This is a genomic window from Clavibacter sp. CT19 (assembly GCF_027858075.1).
In the GTDB taxonomy this organism is placed as follows: domain Bacteria; phylum Actinomycetota; class Actinomycetes; order Actinomycetales; family Microbacteriaceae; genus Clavibacter; species Clavibacter tessellarius_A.
This window is the reverse complement of sequence record NZ_JAQHYR010000010.1, coordinates 122085-139279: the sequence shown is the minus strand read 5'-3', so window position 1 is coordinate 139279 and position 17195 is coordinate 122085. Positions and strand designations below refer to the sequence as shown.

At 74.4% G+C, this 17195-nt stretch carries 13 protein-coding genes; 6 read left to right on the top strand and 7 right to left on the bottom strand.

Annotated elements, in window-relative coordinates; translation table 11 throughout:
* Window positions 1-10 precede the first annotated feature (10 nt).
* Window positions 11-1537, bottom strand: coding sequence for an SDR family oxidoreductase (locus PED38_RS13200; protein WP_270981624.1), 1527 nt, complete (start codon window positions 1535-1537; stop codon window positions 11-13).
* Window positions 1538-1624: 87 nt separating this feature from the next.
* The gene (locus PED38_RS13195) at window positions 1625-1786 is read right to left on the bottom strand and encodes a hypothetical protein (protein ID WP_175345443.1); all 162 of its coding nucleotides are present in this window, start codon (window positions 1784-1786) and stop codon (window positions 1625-1627) included.
* A gap of 98 nt (window positions 1787-1884) precedes the next feature.
* Between PED38_RS13195 and PED38_RS13190 the strand changes: the two genes are divergently transcribed.
* Window positions 1885-4425 carry a DEAD/DEAH box helicase gene (locus PED38_RS13190; RefSeq protein ID WP_270981623.1) on the top strand — a complete coding sequence of 847 codons (2541 nt, stop codon included), beginning with the start codon at window positions 1885-1887 and terminating at the stop codon, window positions 4423-4425.
* Window positions 4422-5351: an SDR family NAD(P)-dependent oxidoreductase gene (locus tag PED38_RS13185; RefSeq protein WP_270981622.1), complete on the top strand. Its 930-nt coding sequence runs from the start codon at window positions 4422-4424 to the stop codon at window positions 5349-5351. Before PED38_RS13190 ends, PED38_RS13185 begins: the two co-directional genes overlap by 4 nt.
* 39 nt (window positions 5352-5390) lie before the next feature.
* Here PED38_RS13185 and PED38_RS13180 read toward each other — a convergent pair whose 3' ends face one another.
* Complete coding sequence (locus PED38_RS13180; protein ID WP_063070314.1) at window positions 5391-6509, bottom strand: histidinol-phosphate transaminase; 1119 nt, start codon at window positions 6507-6509, stop codon at window positions 5391-5393.
* 119 nt (window positions 6510-6628) lie between these two features.
* Here PED38_RS13180 and PED38_RS13175 point away from each other — a divergent pair, with 119 nt between their 5' ends.
* The 3 genes from PED38_RS13175 to PED38_RS13165 are packed head-to-tail and all read left to right on the top strand — an operon-like array spanning window position 6629 to window position 9828.
* Entirely contained in the window at window positions 6629-7558 is a 930-nt protein-coding gene (locus PED38_RS13175) for an alpha/beta fold hydrolase (RefSeq protein WP_270981621.1), read from the top strand.
* A 52-nt stretch (window positions 7559-7610) separates the two neighbouring features.
* A complete protein-coding gene (locus tag PED38_RS13170) occupies window positions 7611-8345 on the top strand; it encodes an esterase/lipase family protein (RefSeq protein ID WP_063070325.1) in 735 nt (244 codons plus the stop codon).
* A gap of 31 nt (window positions 8346-8376) precedes the next feature.
* Window positions 8377-9828 carry an MFS transporter gene (locus PED38_RS13165; RefSeq protein WP_270981620.1) on the top strand — a complete coding sequence of 484 codons (1452 nt, stop codon included), beginning with the start codon at window positions 8377-8379 and terminating at the stop codon, window positions 9826-9828.
* Here the strand turns inward: PED38_RS13165 and PED38_RS13160 are convergent.
* Window positions 9825-10802, bottom strand: a complete 978-nt coding sequence (locus tag PED38_RS13160) for an NAD(P)H-quinone oxidoreductase (RefSeq protein ID WP_270981619.1) — start codon at window positions 10800-10802, stop codon at window positions 9825-9827. The two genes, PED38_RS13165 and PED38_RS13160, sit on opposite strands and share 4 nt — an antisense overlap.
* Before the next feature lie 188 nt (window positions 10803-10990).
* On the opposite strand from PED38_RS13160, the gene PED38_RS13155 reads away from it, so the two are divergent.
* Window positions 10991-11557: a YceI family protein gene (locus tag PED38_RS13155; RefSeq protein WP_063070311.1), complete on the top strand. Its 567-nt coding sequence runs from the start codon at window positions 10991-10993 to the stop codon at window positions 11555-11557.
* 133 nt (window positions 11558-11690) lie between these two features.
* On the opposite strand, the gene PED38_RS13150 is transcribed toward PED38_RS13155, so the two are convergent.
* From PED38_RS13150 to PED38_RS13140, 3 genes are read right to left on the bottom strand one after another with little or no spacing between them, the layout of a single operon-like run.
* Window positions 11691-12644 carry an alpha/beta hydrolase gene (locus tag PED38_RS13150; protein ID WP_270981618.1) on the bottom strand — a complete coding sequence of 318 codons (954 nt, stop codon included), beginning with the start codon at window positions 12642-12644 and terminating at the stop codon, window positions 11691-11693.
* Window positions 12641-13681, bottom strand: a complete 1041-nt coding sequence (locus tag PED38_RS13145) for an FUSC family protein (RefSeq protein ID WP_063070309.1) — start codon at window positions 13679-13681, stop codon at window positions 12641-12643. The genes PED38_RS13150 and PED38_RS13145 overlap by 4 nt, the downstream gene beginning before the upstream one ends.
* 52 nt (window positions 13682-13733) lie before the next feature.
* The gene (locus PED38_RS13140; protein WP_270981617.1) at window positions 13734-17174 is read right to left on the bottom strand and encodes a DNA polymerase III subunit alpha; all 3441 of its coding nucleotides are present in this window, start codon (window positions 17172-17174) and stop codon (window positions 13734-13736) included.
* Between the last annotated feature and the right edge of the window lie 21 nt (window positions 17175-17195).

Here is a 17195-nt window from a genome sequence, read left to right as displayed (position 1 = left end):
AGCGTGCGCGTCACCACTCGGCGACGCGGTAGTCCTTGAGGAAGACGCCCGAGATGTCCTCACCGGCCTGGCCCATGACGATGGGGTCATAGACGCGCGCGGCGCCGTCCACCAGGTCGAGCGGCGCGTGGAAGCCCTCCTCGGCGAGCCGCACCTTGGTGGGGTGCGGGCGCTCGTCGGTGATCCAGCCGGTGTCGACGCTCGTCATGAGGATCCCGTCGGTCTCGCGCATCTCGCGCGCCGACGTGCGCGTCATCATGTTGAGCGCGGCCTTGGCCATGTTGGTGTGCGGGTGGCCGGGGCCCTTGTACGCCCGGGCGAACTGGCCCTCCATGGCGCTCACGTTCACGACGTACTTGCGGCGCGCGGTCGACGCCGCCATCGCGGGGCGCAGCCGGCTCACGAGGAGGAACGGGGCGGTGACGTTCGCGAGCTGCACCTCGAGCATCTCCAGCGGATCCACCTCGTGCACCACCTGGGTCCAGCTGTTCGCGTCGTGCAGGTCGGGCACGAGGCCGCCCGCGTCGATGGCTGTGCCGGCCGCGAGGCGCGCGAGCGAGGAGGACCCCGCCGTCATCGCGAGCTCGGTGACCTCCGCCGCCGTGATGCCCGTGGCGGTCGAGAGGATCGGGTGCGCGGCGACGCTGGCCGCGAGGGCCGCGGGGTGCGCGTCGTTCGTGTGGCCGAACGTGAGCAGCTCCGGGATCGGGCCGTCGGGCAGCGGCGCGGACTCGGCCTCCGACAGCGGCGCGTAGGAGCCGGGGGAGCGGCGCACGGTCTGCGCGGCGTTGTTGATGAGGATGTCGAGCGGGCCGGCGGCCGCGACCGCGTCGGCGAGGCCGATGACCTGGGCCGGGTCCCGGAGGTCGAGGCCCACGACGCGGAGGCGGTGCACCCACTCGTGCGCGTCGGGCAGCCCGGCGAAGCGGCGGACGGCATCCCGCGGGAAGCGCGTGGTGATGGTGGTGTGCGCGCCGTCGCGGAGGAGCCGCAGCGCGATGTGCATGCCGATCTTCGCGCGGCCCCCGGTGAGGAGCGCGCGCATGCCGGTGAGGTCGGTGCGGGCCTCGCGCTTGGCGTGGTTGATCCGCGCGCAGTCCGGGCAGAGCTGGTGGTAGAACGCGTCGACCTGCGTGTAGTGCTGCTTGCAGATGTAGCAGGGGCGCGAGCGGAGGAGCGTGCCGGCGGTGGGCGCGGCCGTCGTGATGGCGAGCGGGATGCCACGCGTCTCGTCGTCGATGCGGTCGGGGGCGCCCGTCGCGGTGGCGGCGACGACGGCGCGGTCGGCGGTGGCGACGGCCTCGCGCTTCTCGAGGCGGCGGGCCTTCTTCACGGACTTGAACATGCTCGCCGTGGCACGGCGGACGGCGACGAAGTCGGGGTGCTCCTCATCGATGTCGGCGAGCGAGCCGAGGACGCGGAGCGTGACGGCGAGGTCCGCGGGGTCGATGGCCGCGCCGGCGTCGGGACCGGGGGCGGAGGCGGCGGCGGGATCCGCGGGCACGGCGGGGTCGTCGGGGAGGGCGTCGGAGGGCACAGGAGATGATACCCGGCGGGCGGGCGGGCGGGCGGGCGGGCGGGCGGGCACGGCCGAGCGGGAGGGGCCGGGCGGGGCCCGCGGCGGCTACATCGTGGTGGCGAAGCCCACGGCGGCTGCGATGACGGCCCAGAGGGCGATGGCCACCACGATGAGGGCGGTGAGCCCGGTGCGGCGGTCGCGCCAGCGCGCGCGCTCCGCCTCGGTGGGCGCGGGGTCGGGGCTGGGCTCGTGGGGGAGGGAGGGCATCCGGCGACCGTATGCGGCGCAGCCGGGGAGCCGCCGCCGCCTGTGGACAACTCCCGTCGCCCGGCCGGCACCCGCGCGTGGGGGAGGATGGACGCATCATGCCCGACACCGCCCCCGCCCCCATGCTCACCGAGGAGGCGGCCCGCCTGGCCGTGGACGGGGCGACCGACGACGCGATCTACGACGCCTTCGCCGAGTGGGCGCTCGCGCGGGGCATCGAGCTGTACCCGGCGCAGGACGAGGCGGCCCTGGAGATCGCCTCGGGCGCGAACCTCATCCTCTCGACCCCGACCGGCACGGGGAAGTCGCTCGTCGCGGTCGCGGCGCACTTCGCGGCGCTGGCCCGGGGACGCCGCTCGTACTACACGGCGCCCATCAAGGCGCTCGTCTCCGAGAAGTTCTTCGCGCTCGTCGAGCTGTTCGGCGCCGCGCAGGTCGGGATGGTCACGGGCGACTCCTCGGTGAACCCGGACGCGCCCATCATCTGCTGCACCGCCGAGATCCTCGCCAACCGGTCGCTCCGCGGCGGCGGGGACACGCCCGTCGACCAGGTGGTCATGGACGAGTTCCACTTCTACGCGGATCCGCAGCGCGGCTGGGCCTGGCAGGTGCCGCTCCTGCTCCTGCCGCACGCGCAGTTCGTGCTCATGTCGGCGACGCTCGGCGACGTCACCGACCTCGCGGACGACCTCACGCGGCGCACCGGGCGGCCGACCGCGCGCATCACGGGCATCGAGCGGCCGGTGCCGCTGTTCTTCCACTACGCCGTGACGCCCGTGCAGGAGACGGTGGAGGAGCTGCTCGACACGAAGCAGGCGCCCGTCTACATCGTGCACTTCGCGCAGGCCGCGGCCCTCGAGCGGGCGCAGGCGCTCTCCAGCATCAAGATCGTGACGCGCGAGCAGCGGGACGCCATCGCGGATCTGATCGGCGGCTTCCGGTTCAGCACGGCGTTCGGGAAGACGCTGTCGCGGCTCGTCCGCGCGGGCATCGGCGTGCACCACGCGGGCATGCTGCCGAAGTACCGGCGGCTGGTGGAGCAGCTCGCGCAGCAGGGCCTCCTCCGGGTCATCTGCGGCACCGACACGCTCGGCGTCGGCATCAACGTGCCCATCCGCACGGTGCTGTTCACGGGCCTCACCAAGTACGACGGCACCCGGATGCGCCAGCTCAACGCGCGCGAGTTCCACCAGATCGCCGGGCGCGCGGGCCGCGCCGGCTACGACACCGCGGGCACCGTGGTCGCGCAGGCGCCCGAGCACGAGACCGAGAACATCAAGATGCTCGAGCGCGCCGGCGACGACGTGAAGAAGCGCCGGAAGCTCGTGCGCAAGAAGGCGCCCGAGGGCTTCGTCTCGTGGGGCGAGCCGAGCTTCCGCAAGCTCATCGACGCGGAGCCGGAGCGGCTGACCTCGAGCATGCAGGTGAGCCACGCGATGATGCTCAACGTCATCGCGCGCGGCGGCGACGTCTTCCAGAACATGCGCGCGCTCGTCGAGGACAACCACGAGCCGCGGATCCGCCAGCTGGCGCTCGCCCGCCGCGCCCTCGCGATCTACCGGACGCTGCGCACCGCGGGGATCGTGGAGCAGGAGGCGGACCCCGACGGCGGGCCCGCGCGGATCACGCTCACGGTCGACCTGCAGGCCGACTTCGCCCTCAACCAGCCGCTGTCGCCCTTCGCGGTCGCCGTGTTCGAGCTGCTCGACCGGGAGTCGCCGACGTACGCGCTCGACATGGTGAGCGTGGTCGAGGCGACGCTCGACGACCCGCGGCCGATCCTGTCGCAGCAGCAGTTCACGGCCCGCGGCGAGGCCGTGCAGGCGATGAAGGCCGACGGCATCGAGTACGACGAGCGCATGGAGCTGCTCGAGTCCGTCACCCACCCGAAGCCGCTCGAGGAGCTGCTCGACCAGGCGTTCTCCACCTACGCGGCGAGCCAGCCGTGGATCGGCGACTTCGCGCTCAGCCCGAAGTCGGTCGTCCGCGACATGTACGAGCGGGCCATGAGCTTCAGCGAGCTCATCTCCTTCTACAAGCTCATGCGCTCCGAGGGCCTCGTGCTGCGCTACCTGTCCGATGCGTTCCGGGCGCTGCGGCAGACCATCCCCGACGAGGCGAAGACCGAGGAGCTGCTCGACGTGATCGAGTGGCTCGGCGAGCTCGTGCGCCAGGTCGACTCGAGCCTGCTCGACGAGTGGGAGGAGCTGTCGCATCCGACCGCGGCACCCGGCGACGCGCCCGTGCTGCCGCCCGCGCCGAAGCTGCTCACCTCGAACACGCGCGCGTTCCGGATCCTCGTGCGCAACGAGATGTTCCGGCGCGTGCAGCTCGCGGCCCGCGAGGACCTCACCGCGCTCGGCGAGCTCGACGCCGCCGCGGGCTTCGACGCGGACGCGTGGGGCGAGGCGCTCGACGGCTACTTCGGCGAGTACGACCGGATCCTCACCGACGGCGATGCGCGCAGCCAGGCGCTCGTGACCATCGAGGAGCGGGCGACGGAATGGATCGTCCGGCAGGCGCTGCACGATCCCGAGGGCGACCACGACTGGGGGATCGAGGCGACGGTCGACCTCGACGCGTCGAACGAGGCCGGGGAGGCCGTCGTGCGCGTGACCCGGGTGGGCACCCTCTCGTGAGCGCGGCGCCGGTCCTGCCCGACCTCGCCGGGCGGACGGTGCTCGTCACGGGCGCGAACGGCGGCATCGGCTTCTGGACCTCGGCGCAGCTGGCCGGCGCGGGCGCCCGGGTGCTGCTCGCCTGCCGCTCCGTCGAGCGCGGGGATGCCGCCGCGCGCGCGCTCCAGGCACGCGTGCCACGGGCCGACGTCGAGGTGGTGGCCCTGGATCTGGCGAGCCTCGCGAGCGTGGACGCCGCCGTCGGCGCCGTGCGGGAGGAGCTCGACGCGATCGTCGCGAACGCCGGCCTCACGCCCGCCGGCGGCCGCGCGCGCCACCGCCGCACGACGGTCGACGGGTTCGAGGAGCTCATGGGCACCAACGCGCTCGGCCACTTCGCGCTCGTGGCCGGGCTCGCGCCCCGGCTGCGCGCGGGCGGCCGGGTCGTGATGCTCGGATCCCTCGCCCACCGCTTCTCGCCCCTCGACCTCGGCGACCTCGCGGGGGAGCGGCGCATGCCCGCGCTCGTGCGCTACGGCCGGTCGAAGACGGCCTGCATGATGCTCGGGGACGAACTCGACCGGCGCTGGCGGGCCGCGGGATCCGACCGCATCGCGCTGTCGGCGCACCCCGGCTACGCGGTGGACGCGCTCACGCCGCCGCAGGACCCGGCCGCCCGGCCGAGGGGCGCGGACGCTGCGCGTCGACGCCTCGCCCGCGCGGGACGCGTCGTCGTGCAGGGCAAGGACGCGGGCGCGTGGCCCGTCGTGCACGCGGCCGCAGCGAGCGGCGTGACGGGCGGCGCCTTCTGGGGACCCGCCGGGCCGCTCGAGCTGAAGGGACCGCCGGCGCCCGCCTTCGTCGCCGAGCACGCGCGCTCGACGGCCGTCGCCGAGCAGCTGTGGGCCGCCGCCGAGGACGCCACGGGGATCCGCTTCCGGCCCTGAGGGAGGGCGGCGGTGGCGACGGCGGGCGGGGCGGCGGAATCAGTCGCGCGGCGTCCCGAGCACGTCGTCGAGCGCGTCGCGGAACGCGGCCGTCTCGGCGGGCGTGCCGACGGAGACGCGCAGCCAGCCCTCGGGGCCGGTCTCGCGGATCAGCACGCCCCGGTCGAGCAGGCCCTGCCACACCGCGTGCCGGTCGGGGAACCGGCCGAAGAGCACGAAGTTGGCGTCGGACGGCGCCACCTCGAAGCCGCGGCCGCGCAGCCAGTCGACGAGCCCGTCGCGCTCCTCCCGGAGCGACGCGACCTGCGCGAGCAGCACGCCGCTGTGCCGGAGGGCGGCGGTCGCGCTCACCTGGGTGATGCGGGACAGGTGGTACGGCAGGCGCACGATCCGGAGCGCGTCCACGACCGCGGGGGAGGCGGCGAGGTACCCGAGCCGGCCGCCCGCGAACGCGAACGCCTTGCTCATGGTGCGCGACACGATGAGGCGCGGGTGCTCCGGCAGCAGCGAGACGGCCGTGGGCACGCCCTCCCGGCGGAACTCGGCGTAGGCCTCGTCGATCACGACGACGCCGGGAGCCACCGACAGCACGTGCTCGATCTCCGGGATGGTCAGCGCCGTGCCCGTCGGGTTGTTCGGCGACGTGAGGAACACGACGCTCGGCTCGTGCTGCTCGATGAGCGCCGTCACGTTCTCGAGGTCGAGCGTGAAGTCCTCCTGGCGGCGGCCGGAGACCCAGCGGGTGAGGGTGTTGCGCGCGTACTCCGGGTACATCGCGTAGTGCGGCGCGAAGGAGAGGGCCACGCGGTCAGTGCCCCCGAACGCCTGCAGCACCTGCTGGAGCACCTCGTTGGATCCGTTCGCCGCCCAGACGTTCTCCGGCCCGAGCGGCAGGCCGCTGTCGGCCGTGAGGTAGTCGGCGAGCTCCGTGCGGAGCTCCAGGAACTCGCGGTCGGGATAGCGATTGAGCCCCCGCGCGGCCTCGAGCACGGCCTCGCTCACGGCGACCGCCACCTCCTCGGGCAGCGGGTGCGGGTTCTCGTTGACGTTGAGGAGCACCGGCACGTCGAGCTGCGGGGCGCCGTAGGGCTCCTCGCCTCGGAGGTCGTCGCGGAGGGGCAGGTCGGCGAGGGTCGTCCTCGACCAGTCGGGGCTCATGTGTCTCCTCTTCGGGTGGGGGTTCCCATCCTCCCATCGCTCCCGGCGGGGGCCCGTCGCCGGCAGCCGGTCCGCGCACGCGCGCCGGATGCGCGGGGGCCGGCGGCTAGGGTCGTCGGATGCGCTCCCCCCTCGCCCGGCTCACCCGCGTCCGGCGCCCGGGGGACGTGCACCGCACGGAGTCCTCGCCGCCGCGCTGGCTGCTCCTCTCCCGCCGCTACGGGTCGCGCGCGATCCCGGTGGACCACGACCTCGAGCGCCGCACGGTGCTCGGCTTCCGCGTCGCGATCAAGGTGTTCCGCTCGCCGCGCGGGAACGCCGGGCGCACCCTCTCCGCGGCGCCCTCCGGGATCGGGTCGGCGGGGCCCGCGGGCGGTCGGCCGTCGTTCGTGCTCGTGCACGGGATCGGCGTCTCCTCCCGCTACTTCCACCCCGTCGCGGCGCTGCTGGCCGAGCACGGCGACGTGCACGCGGTCGACCTGCCGGGCTACGGCGAGTCGCCGCGGGTGCACCGGGACGTGACGCTCGACGACCACGCGGCCGTCGTCGCCGAGGTCATCCGGACGCACGGCCTCGTCGACCCGGTCGTGGTCGGCCACTCGATGGGCTCGCAGATCGTCGCGCGCCTCGCGGCCCGGCACCCGGAGGTCGCCGACCGGATCGTGCTCATCGCGCCGACGCTCGATCCGCGGAAGCGCGGCGTCGTGCGGGCCGGCCTGGCCCTCGCGCACGACACGCTGCGCGAGCCGCTGCTCTCGAACGCGGTCGTGATCGGCGACTACCTGTTCCGCTGCGGCGTGCCGTACTACCTGCGGCAGCTCCCGCACCTCATCCAGGACCGGGTGGAGGACCGCGCCGGGCGGATCCGCGCCCGCACGCTCGTGATCGTGGGCGACCGCGACGCCGTGGTCGACCGCTCGTTCGCGCGCGACCTCGCCGACGCGATCCCACGCGGACGCCTCCATGTGGCGCACGGGCCGCACGTCGTGATGTTCACGGATCCGGTCGGCGTCGCCCGGGCGATCGTGGAGCATGCCCGACTGGGCTGATCCGGCCGGCGACGTCGGCCCCGCCGCCGCGTCCCCCGGCCAGGATGGAGGGGTGACCGCCGACGGACGAGACGCCCTCCCGCCGCTGTCCCCGCTCGCGAAGGCCGTCGACTGGGCGCTCGACTACGCGTACGTCCTCCGCTGGCAGGCCGCCGCCGCGCTCTCCCGGGACGACGCGCACGCCTTCGAGGACGGGCGCGACGACCGCCCCACGATCCTCGTGCTCCCCGGCGTCTACGAGCGGTGGCAGTTCATGCTCCCGATCATCCGGCGGCTGCACGCGCGCGGCCACGGCGTGCACGTGGTGGGCGCGCTCGGCGCGAACGTCGGCCGGGTCGCCGAGATGGCGCGGCGGGCGCGCGCCCGTCTCGAGGCCGCCGACCTCCGGGACGTCATCGTCGTCGCGCACAGCAAGGGCGGCCTGATCGGGAAGCACCTCATGGCCTTCGACGACCCCGACCGGCGGATCCGGGCGATGGTCGCGATCAACGCGCCCTTCGGCGGCTCGTCGTACGCGCGCTTCATCCCGATCCGCAGCATCCGCGACTTCTCGCCGCGCAACGGCGCGCTCGTCGCCCTCGGCCGGTCGCGGGAGGCCAACGCGCGGATCACGAGCATCCACGCGCGGTTCGACCCGCACATCCCGGGCGGGAGCTCGCTCGAGGGCGCCGTGAACGAGCGCGTCGCCGCCGCCGGGCACTTCCGGATCATGGGCGACGAGGACGTGCTCCGCCGCGTGGAGGCCGCGATCGACCGCGCCGGGCCGCCGACGGGCCCCGCGGCCTGATCCGGCGCGCCGCCCGGCGCATACTGGGCTCATGCCCCACCCCGCCGCCCCCGCCCGATCGAGCGGCGGGACCGGCGGCACCGCGGAGGGCCGCGGCCGCACCGTCCTCGTCGTCGCGATCCTCGCCTCCTTCGTCGCGTTCCTCGACGGCACGGTCGTCAACGTGGCGCTGCCCGCCATCGGCGCGGACCTCGGCGGTGGCCTCGTCGTGCAGCAGTGGGTGGTGGACGCGTACCTCATCACCCTCGGCGCGCTGATCCTCCTGGCCGGGTCCCTCTCCGACGCCTTCGGCCGGGTGCGCGTGCTGCGCTGGGGGCTCGTCGGCTTCGGGGTGACGTCGCTCGTGTGCGCCGTCGCCCCGTCCGCGGGGGTCCTCATCGCCGCGCGCGCCGCCCAGGGCGCGGCCGGGGCGCTCCTCGTGCCGAGCTCGCTGGCCCTCATCTCGCAGACGTTCCGGGGAGCCGCGCAGTCGCGCGCCATCGGCTCGTGGACGGCGTGGACCGGCACCGCGATGCTCGTCGGGCCCGTGCTCGGCGGCGTCCTCGTCGACGCGCTCGACTGGCGGCTCGTGTTCGGCATCAACGTGCTCCCCATCGCCGTCACGCTCGCGCTGCTCGCGCGGCTCCCGCACGATGCGCCCGCGGCCGAGGGCACGCGCGTCGACGTCCCGGGCGCAGTGCTCGGCGCGCTCGGGATCGGCGGCCCGGTGTTCGCGCTCATCGAGCAGTCGCGGCTCGGGCTCGGCCACCCGCTCGTGGTCGCCAGCCTCGTCGTGGGCATCGCGTGCCTCGTGCTGTTCGTGCTCCGGGAGCGCCGGACGCCGCATCCGATGCTGCCGCTGTCGCTCTTCCGGGAGCGCGACTTCCTCGTCGGCAACATCGCGACGGTCGGGATCTACGGCGCCCTGTCGCTCGGCGGCTTCGTGATCGCCGTGTTCCTGCAGCAGGCGGGCGGGCTGTCGGCGACGGCAGCGGGCTTCGCGCTCGTGCCGACGACCGTGATCATGCTGCTGCTGTCGACGCGCTTCGGCGCGCTGGCCGGGCGGATCGGGCCGCGCCTCCTGATGGGGATCGGCCCCGTCGTCGCGGGCGGCGGCTACCTGCTGATGCTGCGGGTCGCGGAGCCGGTCGACTACTGGTCGCAGCTGCTGCCGGGCATCGTCGTGTTCGGCCTCGGCCTCTCGATGACCGTGGCGCCGCTGACGTCGACCGTGCTCGAGGCCGTGCCGTCGGCGCAGGCGGGCATCGCGTCGGCGGTGAACAACGCCGTGTCCCGCGTGGCGGGCCTCGTCGCGATCGCCGCCATCGGGCTCGTCGCCGGGGCCGACCTCGACGTCCCGGCGTTCCACCGCGTCGTGCTCGTCACGGCCGCCCTGCTGATCGCGGGCGGGCTGGTGTCCCTCGTCGGGATCCGGTCGCGCCGGGCGGCGGGGCCGGACGCGGCGCCCGCCGACGCCGTCGGGACGGACGCGCCCGGGGCCTAGACGGCCAGCAGCACCTTGCCGACGTGCTGCGACGACGCCACGTGCGCGTGCGCCGCGGCGGCTTCCGCCAGCGGGAAGACGCGGTCGATCACCGGGCGGACCGAGCCGTCGACCACGGCGGGCCACACGTCCGCGCGGATCGCGGCGACGATGCGGGCCTTGTCGTCGGCGTCGCGCGCCCGGAGCGTCGTGCCCCAGATCCGTCCGCGCCTCGCCATGAGCTGCCCGATGGCGATGCTCGTGGGCGCGCCGCTCTGCGCGCCGATGACCATGATCCGGCCGTCGCGGGCGAGCGCGCGGATGTCGCGGTCGATGTAGTCGCCGGCGATGGCGTCGAGGATCACGTCGGCGCCGCGGCCGCCCGTCGCCTCGCGGAGCGCCTCCACGAAGTCTTGCTGCCGGTAGTCGATGAGGATCTCGGCGCCGAGCGCCCGGCACGCCTCGAGCTTGGCGGGGCTGCCGGCCGTGACGGCCACGCGCGCACCGAGGCGCGTCGCGAGCTGGATCGCCATGGTGCCGATGCCGCTGGACCCGCCGTGCACGAGGAGCGTCTCCCCGGGCTGGAGCCGGGCGTCGAGCACGACGTTCGACCACACGGTGGCGACCACCTCGGGCAACCCCGCGGCCGCGACGAGGTCGAGCCCCGCGGGGACCGGGAGGACGTGCCGCTCGTCGACCGCGACGAGCTCCGCGTAGCCGCCGCCCGCGAGCAGCGCGCAGACGCGGTCGCCGACGCTCCAGCGCGTCGCGCCCTCGCCGACCGCCTCGACCGTGCCCGACACCTCGAGCCCGAGGTGCGTCGGCGCGCCGGCGGGCGGCGGGTAGGCGCCCTCGCGCTGGCTGAGATCGGCGCGGTTGACGCCCGCCGCCGCCACCCGGATGAGCACCTCGCCGGGTCCGGCGACCGGATCCGGGAGCTCGGTGAGGGAGAGGACGTCGGGGCCGCCGGGGGAGGGGAAGGTGATCGCGCGCATCCCGCCACGGTACGCCCGCGCCCGGCACGGGACCGCCACGGCGAGGCGCCCGGTGGGCCCGGCGCGGACCCGCCGCGGGAAGTGCATGAACTCGCAAATGGAATCGGGAATGGATGCGAGATCCATGCGCTTGCATACCTTCGAGGCCGTCGGCCCTCACCCCATGACCCCGCACGAGAGGCACGCACATGAGCGACACCACCACCGTCCCCGGATACATCGCCGGCACCTGGACCATCGACAAGACGCACAGCTCGGTCGGGTTCAGCATCCGCCACATCATGATCAGCAAGGTCAAGGGCACGTTCAAGGACTTCGACGCCGAGATCGTCACCGGCGCCACGCCCGAGCAGAGCTCCGTGAAGGCCCACGCGACCATCGTCTCGATCGACACCAACGAGCCGAACCGCGACCAGCACCTCCGCACGAACGACTTCTTCGACGCCGAGAACCACCCCACCATCGACTTCGTCTCGACCGCGGTGCGCGTCGAGGCCGACGGCGACGCGAAGATCGACGGCGAGTTCACGATGCGCGGCGTCACCAAGCCCGTCACGTTCGACGTCGAGTTCGGCGGCTTCGGCAAGGACGCCTACGGCAACACCAAGTTCGGCGCGACGGCCACCGCGGTCGTGAACCGCGAGGACTTCGGCCTCACCTACAACGCGGCCCTCGAGACCGGCGGCGTGCTGCTGGGCGACAAGGTCACCATCACGCTCGACATCCAGGCGGTCCTCGCGACCCCCGCGGCCTAGCGATCCCGGCCGGGCACCGTCCCGGCCCGCTCCGCTACGGCGGATCCGGCGCCCCCTGTCCCGCGCGGACAGGGGGCGCCGTCGTGTCGCGGGGCGGCATCCCGGCGGATCCGGACAGCGCAGGCCCGCGGGGTCAGGCGGGACCGGCGGCGCGCGCCGCCGCGAGCCCAAGGGCCCGCAGCGTCTCCGCCGGGCGCTCGACGTGCGCGAAGTGGCCGGCGTCCGGGATGACCGCCGAGCGGAGGTCGGGGACCACGCGCGCCAGCAGGTCGAGGTCGTCCCGGGAGACGAACACGTCGTCGTCCCCGCGCACCGCGACCACCGGGCACGCGATGCGCGCCCACAGCCCGTCGGCGTCGTAGCCGCGCGTCACCTCCGCGGCGAGGGAGAAGGCGCGTGGGCGCGCCTCGGTGGCGATGGCGTCGACGATCGAGCGGCGCACGCGCCAGCCGTGCGCGAAGAGCGGGAGGGCGATGGCGCGCATCAGCCGGATGCGGCCGACCCCGCGGATGAGCGCCGTGCCCGGGCGGCCGAGGCGGCGCATGGTGCGCATGATCCCGAGCATCATCGTGAAGCCCGGGATGACGTGGAAGGCCCGGACGGGATGCGCCACGCTCCGGATGACCGAGTACGTGGTGGGGGAGACGAGCGCGACCGACACGGCGCGGGCCGGGTCGCGCGCCGCGAGGTGCAGCGCGATGAAGCCGCCCATCGAGTGGCCGACCAGCCGCCAGCGCGCGTAGCCGAGCCCGTCGACCACCCGGGTCACGGCGTCGGCGATGGCGTCGACGGTCGCGTCGACGTCGGCGGCGTCGAGCGCGGAGCCGCCCCAGCCGGGCAGGTCGATCGCGACCACGTCCGCGAACGGGACGCCGGCGTCCCGCGCGGTGCGCAGGAGCGGCGTCCACGTGGTCCACGACCCGGCGGCGCCGTGCAGCAGGACGGTCGCGGTGTCGGATCCGCGGCGTGCCACGTGGTGGTGCCGCACGACCCCGAGCGGCGTGGGCGTCGTGCCGCGGACGAGGCCGGCCGCGCGCGGATCCGGGTCGAGCTCGAGCGGGCTGTAGCCGGGCAGCGGCCGCGTCACTCCGCGCCGCCGATGATCTCGGAGCGGATGCGGCGGATGTCCTCCAGCAGCGAGCCGATGAGTATCCAGTGCTCCTCGTTCGGCTGCAGCACCACGAGCGGCGCCGTGAGCGCCGGCTCCTCGTGCGCGGCGTCCGCGGCTCCGCCTCCCGGCAGCGCGTGCTCGGCGAGCAGCCGCACGTCGTGGGCGGCGCGCGTCAGCTCGGTCGCGATGCCGCGCACCACGGGCTCCTCCGCGAGCGACGCGTCGTAGCGGTCGTGCACCGCGCGCGTCATGCCGACCACGCGATTGACGAGCACGGTGAGGGTCGCGAGCAGCTCCCGGTCGGCCTCCAGCAGCGCGCGGTGCCGACGGCGGAGCGGGTTCAGCGTGAGGCTCTCGAGGCCGCGGTCGACCTCGGCGACCGCCTTCGTGTGCCGCGGCCGGAGCTCGCGGGCGCGCACGAGCATGCGGTCCAGCTCCTCGCGGTCGACGGGCTCGGCCAGCGCGCCGGCCAGCCGGTCGAGCGCGGCGGCGCAGTCGCCCGCGAGGCCGATGACCGCGCGGCGGCTCGCCTCGTGCAGCACGGGCGGGGCGATCGCGATGTTGACGACCACGCCGATCGCCGCGCCGAGGATCGTCTCCACGATGCGGTCGACCGCGTACACGGGCGAGAGCTGCCCGATGGCGAGCACGAGCATCGCGCTGATGGGGATCTGCGTGCTCGACCCCGGCGTCAGGCGGAACACCCAGCCCACCAGCACGGCGACGACGACCGCGAGGAGCACCACCCCGCTCGACGTGCCGAGGGCCAGGCCGAGGACGAGCGCGAGCAGCACCCCGGTGATCACGCCCAGGCTGCGCTCGACCGCCTTGCCGAAGGTCTGGTTGATGCTCGGCTGCACCACGAGCAGCGCGGCGATGGTCGCGAAGATGGGCAGCTGCGCCGGGAGCAGGGCGATGCACACGAACCAGGCGATGATCGCGGCCACGCTCGTCTTGACCACCTGGACGAACGGGATCCGCGTGGTGGTGCGGACGGTCGTGGTGATGCGCACGTGCGGCCTCCGGCGGATCTCGGGTACCCCATCATCCCGCGGGCCGACCCGCTCAGGCGACCTGGGCCGCGTCGTCCATCCCGTCGGCGCCGCCCGCGCCGCCCTGCCGCCGCGCGTCCTGCCAGCGCGCCCACATCTCCTTCAGGTCCCACGCGTCCTCCGCCTGGATGGAGACGCCCCGCTCGCCCGTGCGCCGGGTGCGCCCGCGGATGACGAGCAGCCGCGTGCCGAAGAGCATGGGCCCCGCCTTCTGCTGCGCCTCGTCGAAGAAGGTGGAGTCGGAGCAGCCCGAGCCGTCGTCGAGGCTGATGAAGACCACGCGCTTGCCGCTGCGCATGGGCGGCGTCTGCGTGGCGATGCGGATCCCCGCCACCACCACCTCCGAGCCGCTGCGCACCTCCAGCAGCTGGCTCGCCGGGATGACGCCGAGCTCGTCGAGCATCGGGCGGTAGCTCTCGAGCACGTGCTCGGTGACCTCCATCTGCAGGATGTCGAGCTCGGCGGCGACCCGCGCCCGGCCGTCGGGGTCGGGCGAGCCGCGCGGGATGAGGTCGCGGTCGTCGACGAAGAGCGGCAGCTGGCCGGCCGGATCCGCGGGCCGGGCCGCCCGCGCCGTGAGCCGCCGCACGTACGCCATGACGTCGCCGCGCGACGCCGGACCCCGGGCGCCGGCGGCGGTGCCGCCGGCGTCGTCGGCGGACGCGGCGAGCGGGTCGAGCGCGCCCACCGCGGCGAGCCGCTCCAGCAGCGCGCGCGACGGCTGGGCCTTCGCGTAGAAGTCGGAGATGGAGTCGAAGGGCTGCCCGGCGACGATGCGCGCCGTCTCCGCCTCGCTCATGCCGTGCACGTCCTGCAGCGACAGCCGGATGCCCAGCTCGCCGATGCGCGTGCGCCCCGTGGTCGCCTCGCCCTCCACGCGCTCCACCCGGTAGGCGTCCGTGGACCGGTTCACGTCGAGCGGCAGCACGGGCACGCCCATCCGCCGTGCCTCGGTGAGCAGCAGGCGCTTCGGGTACATGCCGGGGTCGTGCGTGAGGATCCCCGCGAGGAACTCCGCCGGGTAGTGCGTCTTCAGCCACGCGCTCTGCCAGGTGGGCAGCGCGAACGCCGCGCCGTGCGCCTTGCAGAACCCGAACGAGCCGAAGCCCTTCAGCGCCTTCCAGATGCGCTCGACGTCGGCGTCGGAGAACGGGCGGCGGCCCGTGCGGCCGTCGACGTGCGTGGTCGTGCGCTCCCGGAACGCCTGCTCGACGACGGTGTCCTGCCGCTCCATGTTGCGGCGCAGCTCGTCGGCCTCCGCGAGGGAGACCTGCATGCAGTCGGCGAAGATCCGGATGACCTGCTCGTGGTAGATGACGACGCCGAAGGTGGGCGCGAGGAACGGCGCGAACCGCGGATGCAGGTAGTCGGGCCGGGTGATGCCGTGCTTCGTGTCGAGGAACGGCGCCACCATGTTGCCCTTCATGGGCCCCGGCCGGAACAGCGAGATGTCGGCGATGAGGTCCTCGTAGACGTCGGGCTGCATCTTGCCGATGAGCTCGCGCTGGCCGGGCGACTCGATCTGGAACATGCCGAGCGTGTGCGTGGTGCGGATGGCGGCGAACGTCTCCTCGTCGTCGTGCGGGATCTCGTCGAGCTCGATGCGGCCGTCGCGGTGCACGTAGCGCGCGTCCACCGGGATGCCGCCCGCGACCGCCGACCGCGTGCCGTGGATGCGGTGGATCTCGTCCAGCGCGTACGCCATGGTGCTCTGCATCCGCACGCCGAGGATGTCGAGCTTGAGCAGCCCCATGTCGTCGATGTCGTCCTTGTCGAACTGGCTCATGGGCAGGCCCATGCCGCTCGGCTGCACCGGGGTGGTGCTCAGCAGGTCGGAGTCGCCGAGGATCACGCCGCACGGGTGCATCGAGATGTGCCGGGGGAGCCGGTCGAGCCGCTCCGTGAGGTCGACCAGCAGGTCGATGCTCGGGTCGTCCCGCACGAGGTCGGCGATGGGCTTCAGCTCGGGCTTCGTCTCGAGCACCGCCCGGAACTCGCGCGCGTTGAAGCGCCAGATGTTCTTCGCGATGAAGTCGATCTGCTGCTCGTCGAGGTCGAGCGCGAGCCCCGCGTCGCGCGCGGCGCCCCGGGCCCGGTAGGTGTTCTGCATCGACAGCAGCGTGACCCGGTTGCTGCCGTACCGCTCGAACACCCGGTGGTACACCTCGTGCCGCCGCGCGGACTCCACGTCGATGTCGATGTCGGGCAGCGTCGAGCGCACCTTGCCGAGGAAGCGCTCGAAGAGCAGGTCGTGCTCGAGCGGGTCGACGTTGGAGATGCGCAGGAGGTAGTTGACCAGGCTGCCCGCGCCGGATCCGCGCGCCTGGTTGCGCACGCCCATGTCCCGCATGAGCGAGCACACGTCGGCGACCGTGAGGAAGTAGGTGGCGAAGCCGAAGCCCGTGATGGTCTGCAGCTCGGTGCGCATGCGGGCGAGCACGCGCTGCCGCATGGCCTCGTCGACGTGGCCGAACCGCTCGGTGACGCCGGCCTCGGCCTTCCGCCAGAGCGCCTCGTCCGGGTCGCCCGTGACCCCGATGACCTCCTTCTCCGGCAGCTTCGGCTTCCGCCAGGCGAGGTCGGCGTCCGGATCCAGGCGGCAGCGGTCGGCGAGCTCCTCGGTGGCGCGCAGCAGGGCCTCGCCGGCGCGGCGGTCGAGGGAGGAGGCGCCGGCGATCTCGCGCGCGATCCCCTGCATCTCCTCCGGGGTCTTCAGCCACGCCTGGCCGTTGGGCTGCGGCCGGAACGAGCCGAGCGGCCGGAGCGTGCCGGCGGAGTCGAGCACGTCGCCCGTGAGCGCGTCGTCGGGCTCGAGATAGCGGACCGCGTTGGTGAGCACGGCCGGGACGCGGTGCGCGTCCGCGAGCTCCAGCATCCGGGCGGCGTGGCGGAGGCTCGCGGCCTCGCCGGGCTCGGTGTAGTGGCAGACCACCTCGACGGCGATCGCGCCCGGCAGGAGCCGCGCCCACTCCGTGAGGTGCCGGGAGGCGAGCGCGTGGTCGCCCGCCGCGACCGCGCGGCCCACGTCCGAGTCGAGCCCGAGCAGGACGGTGCCGACCGGCCCGTCCTCGCCGAGGAGGAACCCGGGCGGCCGGGTGCGGGAGATGCCCGCCTGGGCGCTGCGGGCCGTGCTGCGCGCCGTGCCCCGCCCGTGGCTCGCGCTGATGAGCCGGCTGAGCGCCGCCCATCCCTGGCCGTGCGTGCCGCCGTGCGCGAGCACCGTGATCCGGCCCGGGTGCTCGCCCGTGAGACCGAGCTCCGCGCCGACGACGGGGGAGACGCCCGCGGCGATCGCGCGGCGGATGTGGCGGACGGCGCCGTAGAGCCCGTCGCGGTCGGTGATGGCCGCGGCCGACGCGCCCCGGGACGCGACCTGGTCGACCAGCGCCTCGGGCGCCGTGGTGCCGAAGTGGGCGGAGAAGGCGGACGCGACGTGCAGGTGGGTGAAGCTCACGCGCGCCTCCCGACGGATCTG

Excerpts from the sequence above, each read along its gene's own strand:
- PED38_RS13195 (WP_175345443.1), bottom strand. The coding sequence starts at position 1,786 with ATGCCCTCCCTCCCCCACGAGCCCAGCCCCGACCCCGCGCCCACCGAG.
- PED38_RS13190 (WP_270981623.1), top strand. The coding sequence starts at position 1,885 with ATGCCCGACACCGCCCCCGCCCCCATGCTCACCGAGGAGGCGGCCCGC.
- PED38_RS13180 (WP_063070314.1), bottom strand. The coding sequence starts at position 6,509 with ATGAGCCCCGACTGGTCGAGGACGACCCTCGCCGACCTGCCCCTCCGC.
- PED38_RS13175 (WP_270981621.1), top strand. The coding sequence starts at position 6,629 with ATGCGCTCCCCCCTCGCCCGGCTCACCCGCGTCCGGCGCCCGGGGGAC.
- PED38_RS13165 (WP_270981620.1), top strand. The coding sequence starts at position 8,377 with ATGCCCCACCCCGCCGCCCCCGCCCGATCGAGCGGCGGGACCGGCGGC.
- PED38_RS13160 (WP_270981619.1), bottom strand. The coding sequence starts at position 10,802 with ATGCGCGCGATCACCTTCCCCTCCCCCGGCGGCCCCGACGTCCTCTCC.
- PED38_RS13155 (WP_063070311.1), top strand. The coding sequence starts at position 10,991 with ATGAGCGACACCACCACCGTCCCCGGATACATCGCCGGCACCTGGACC.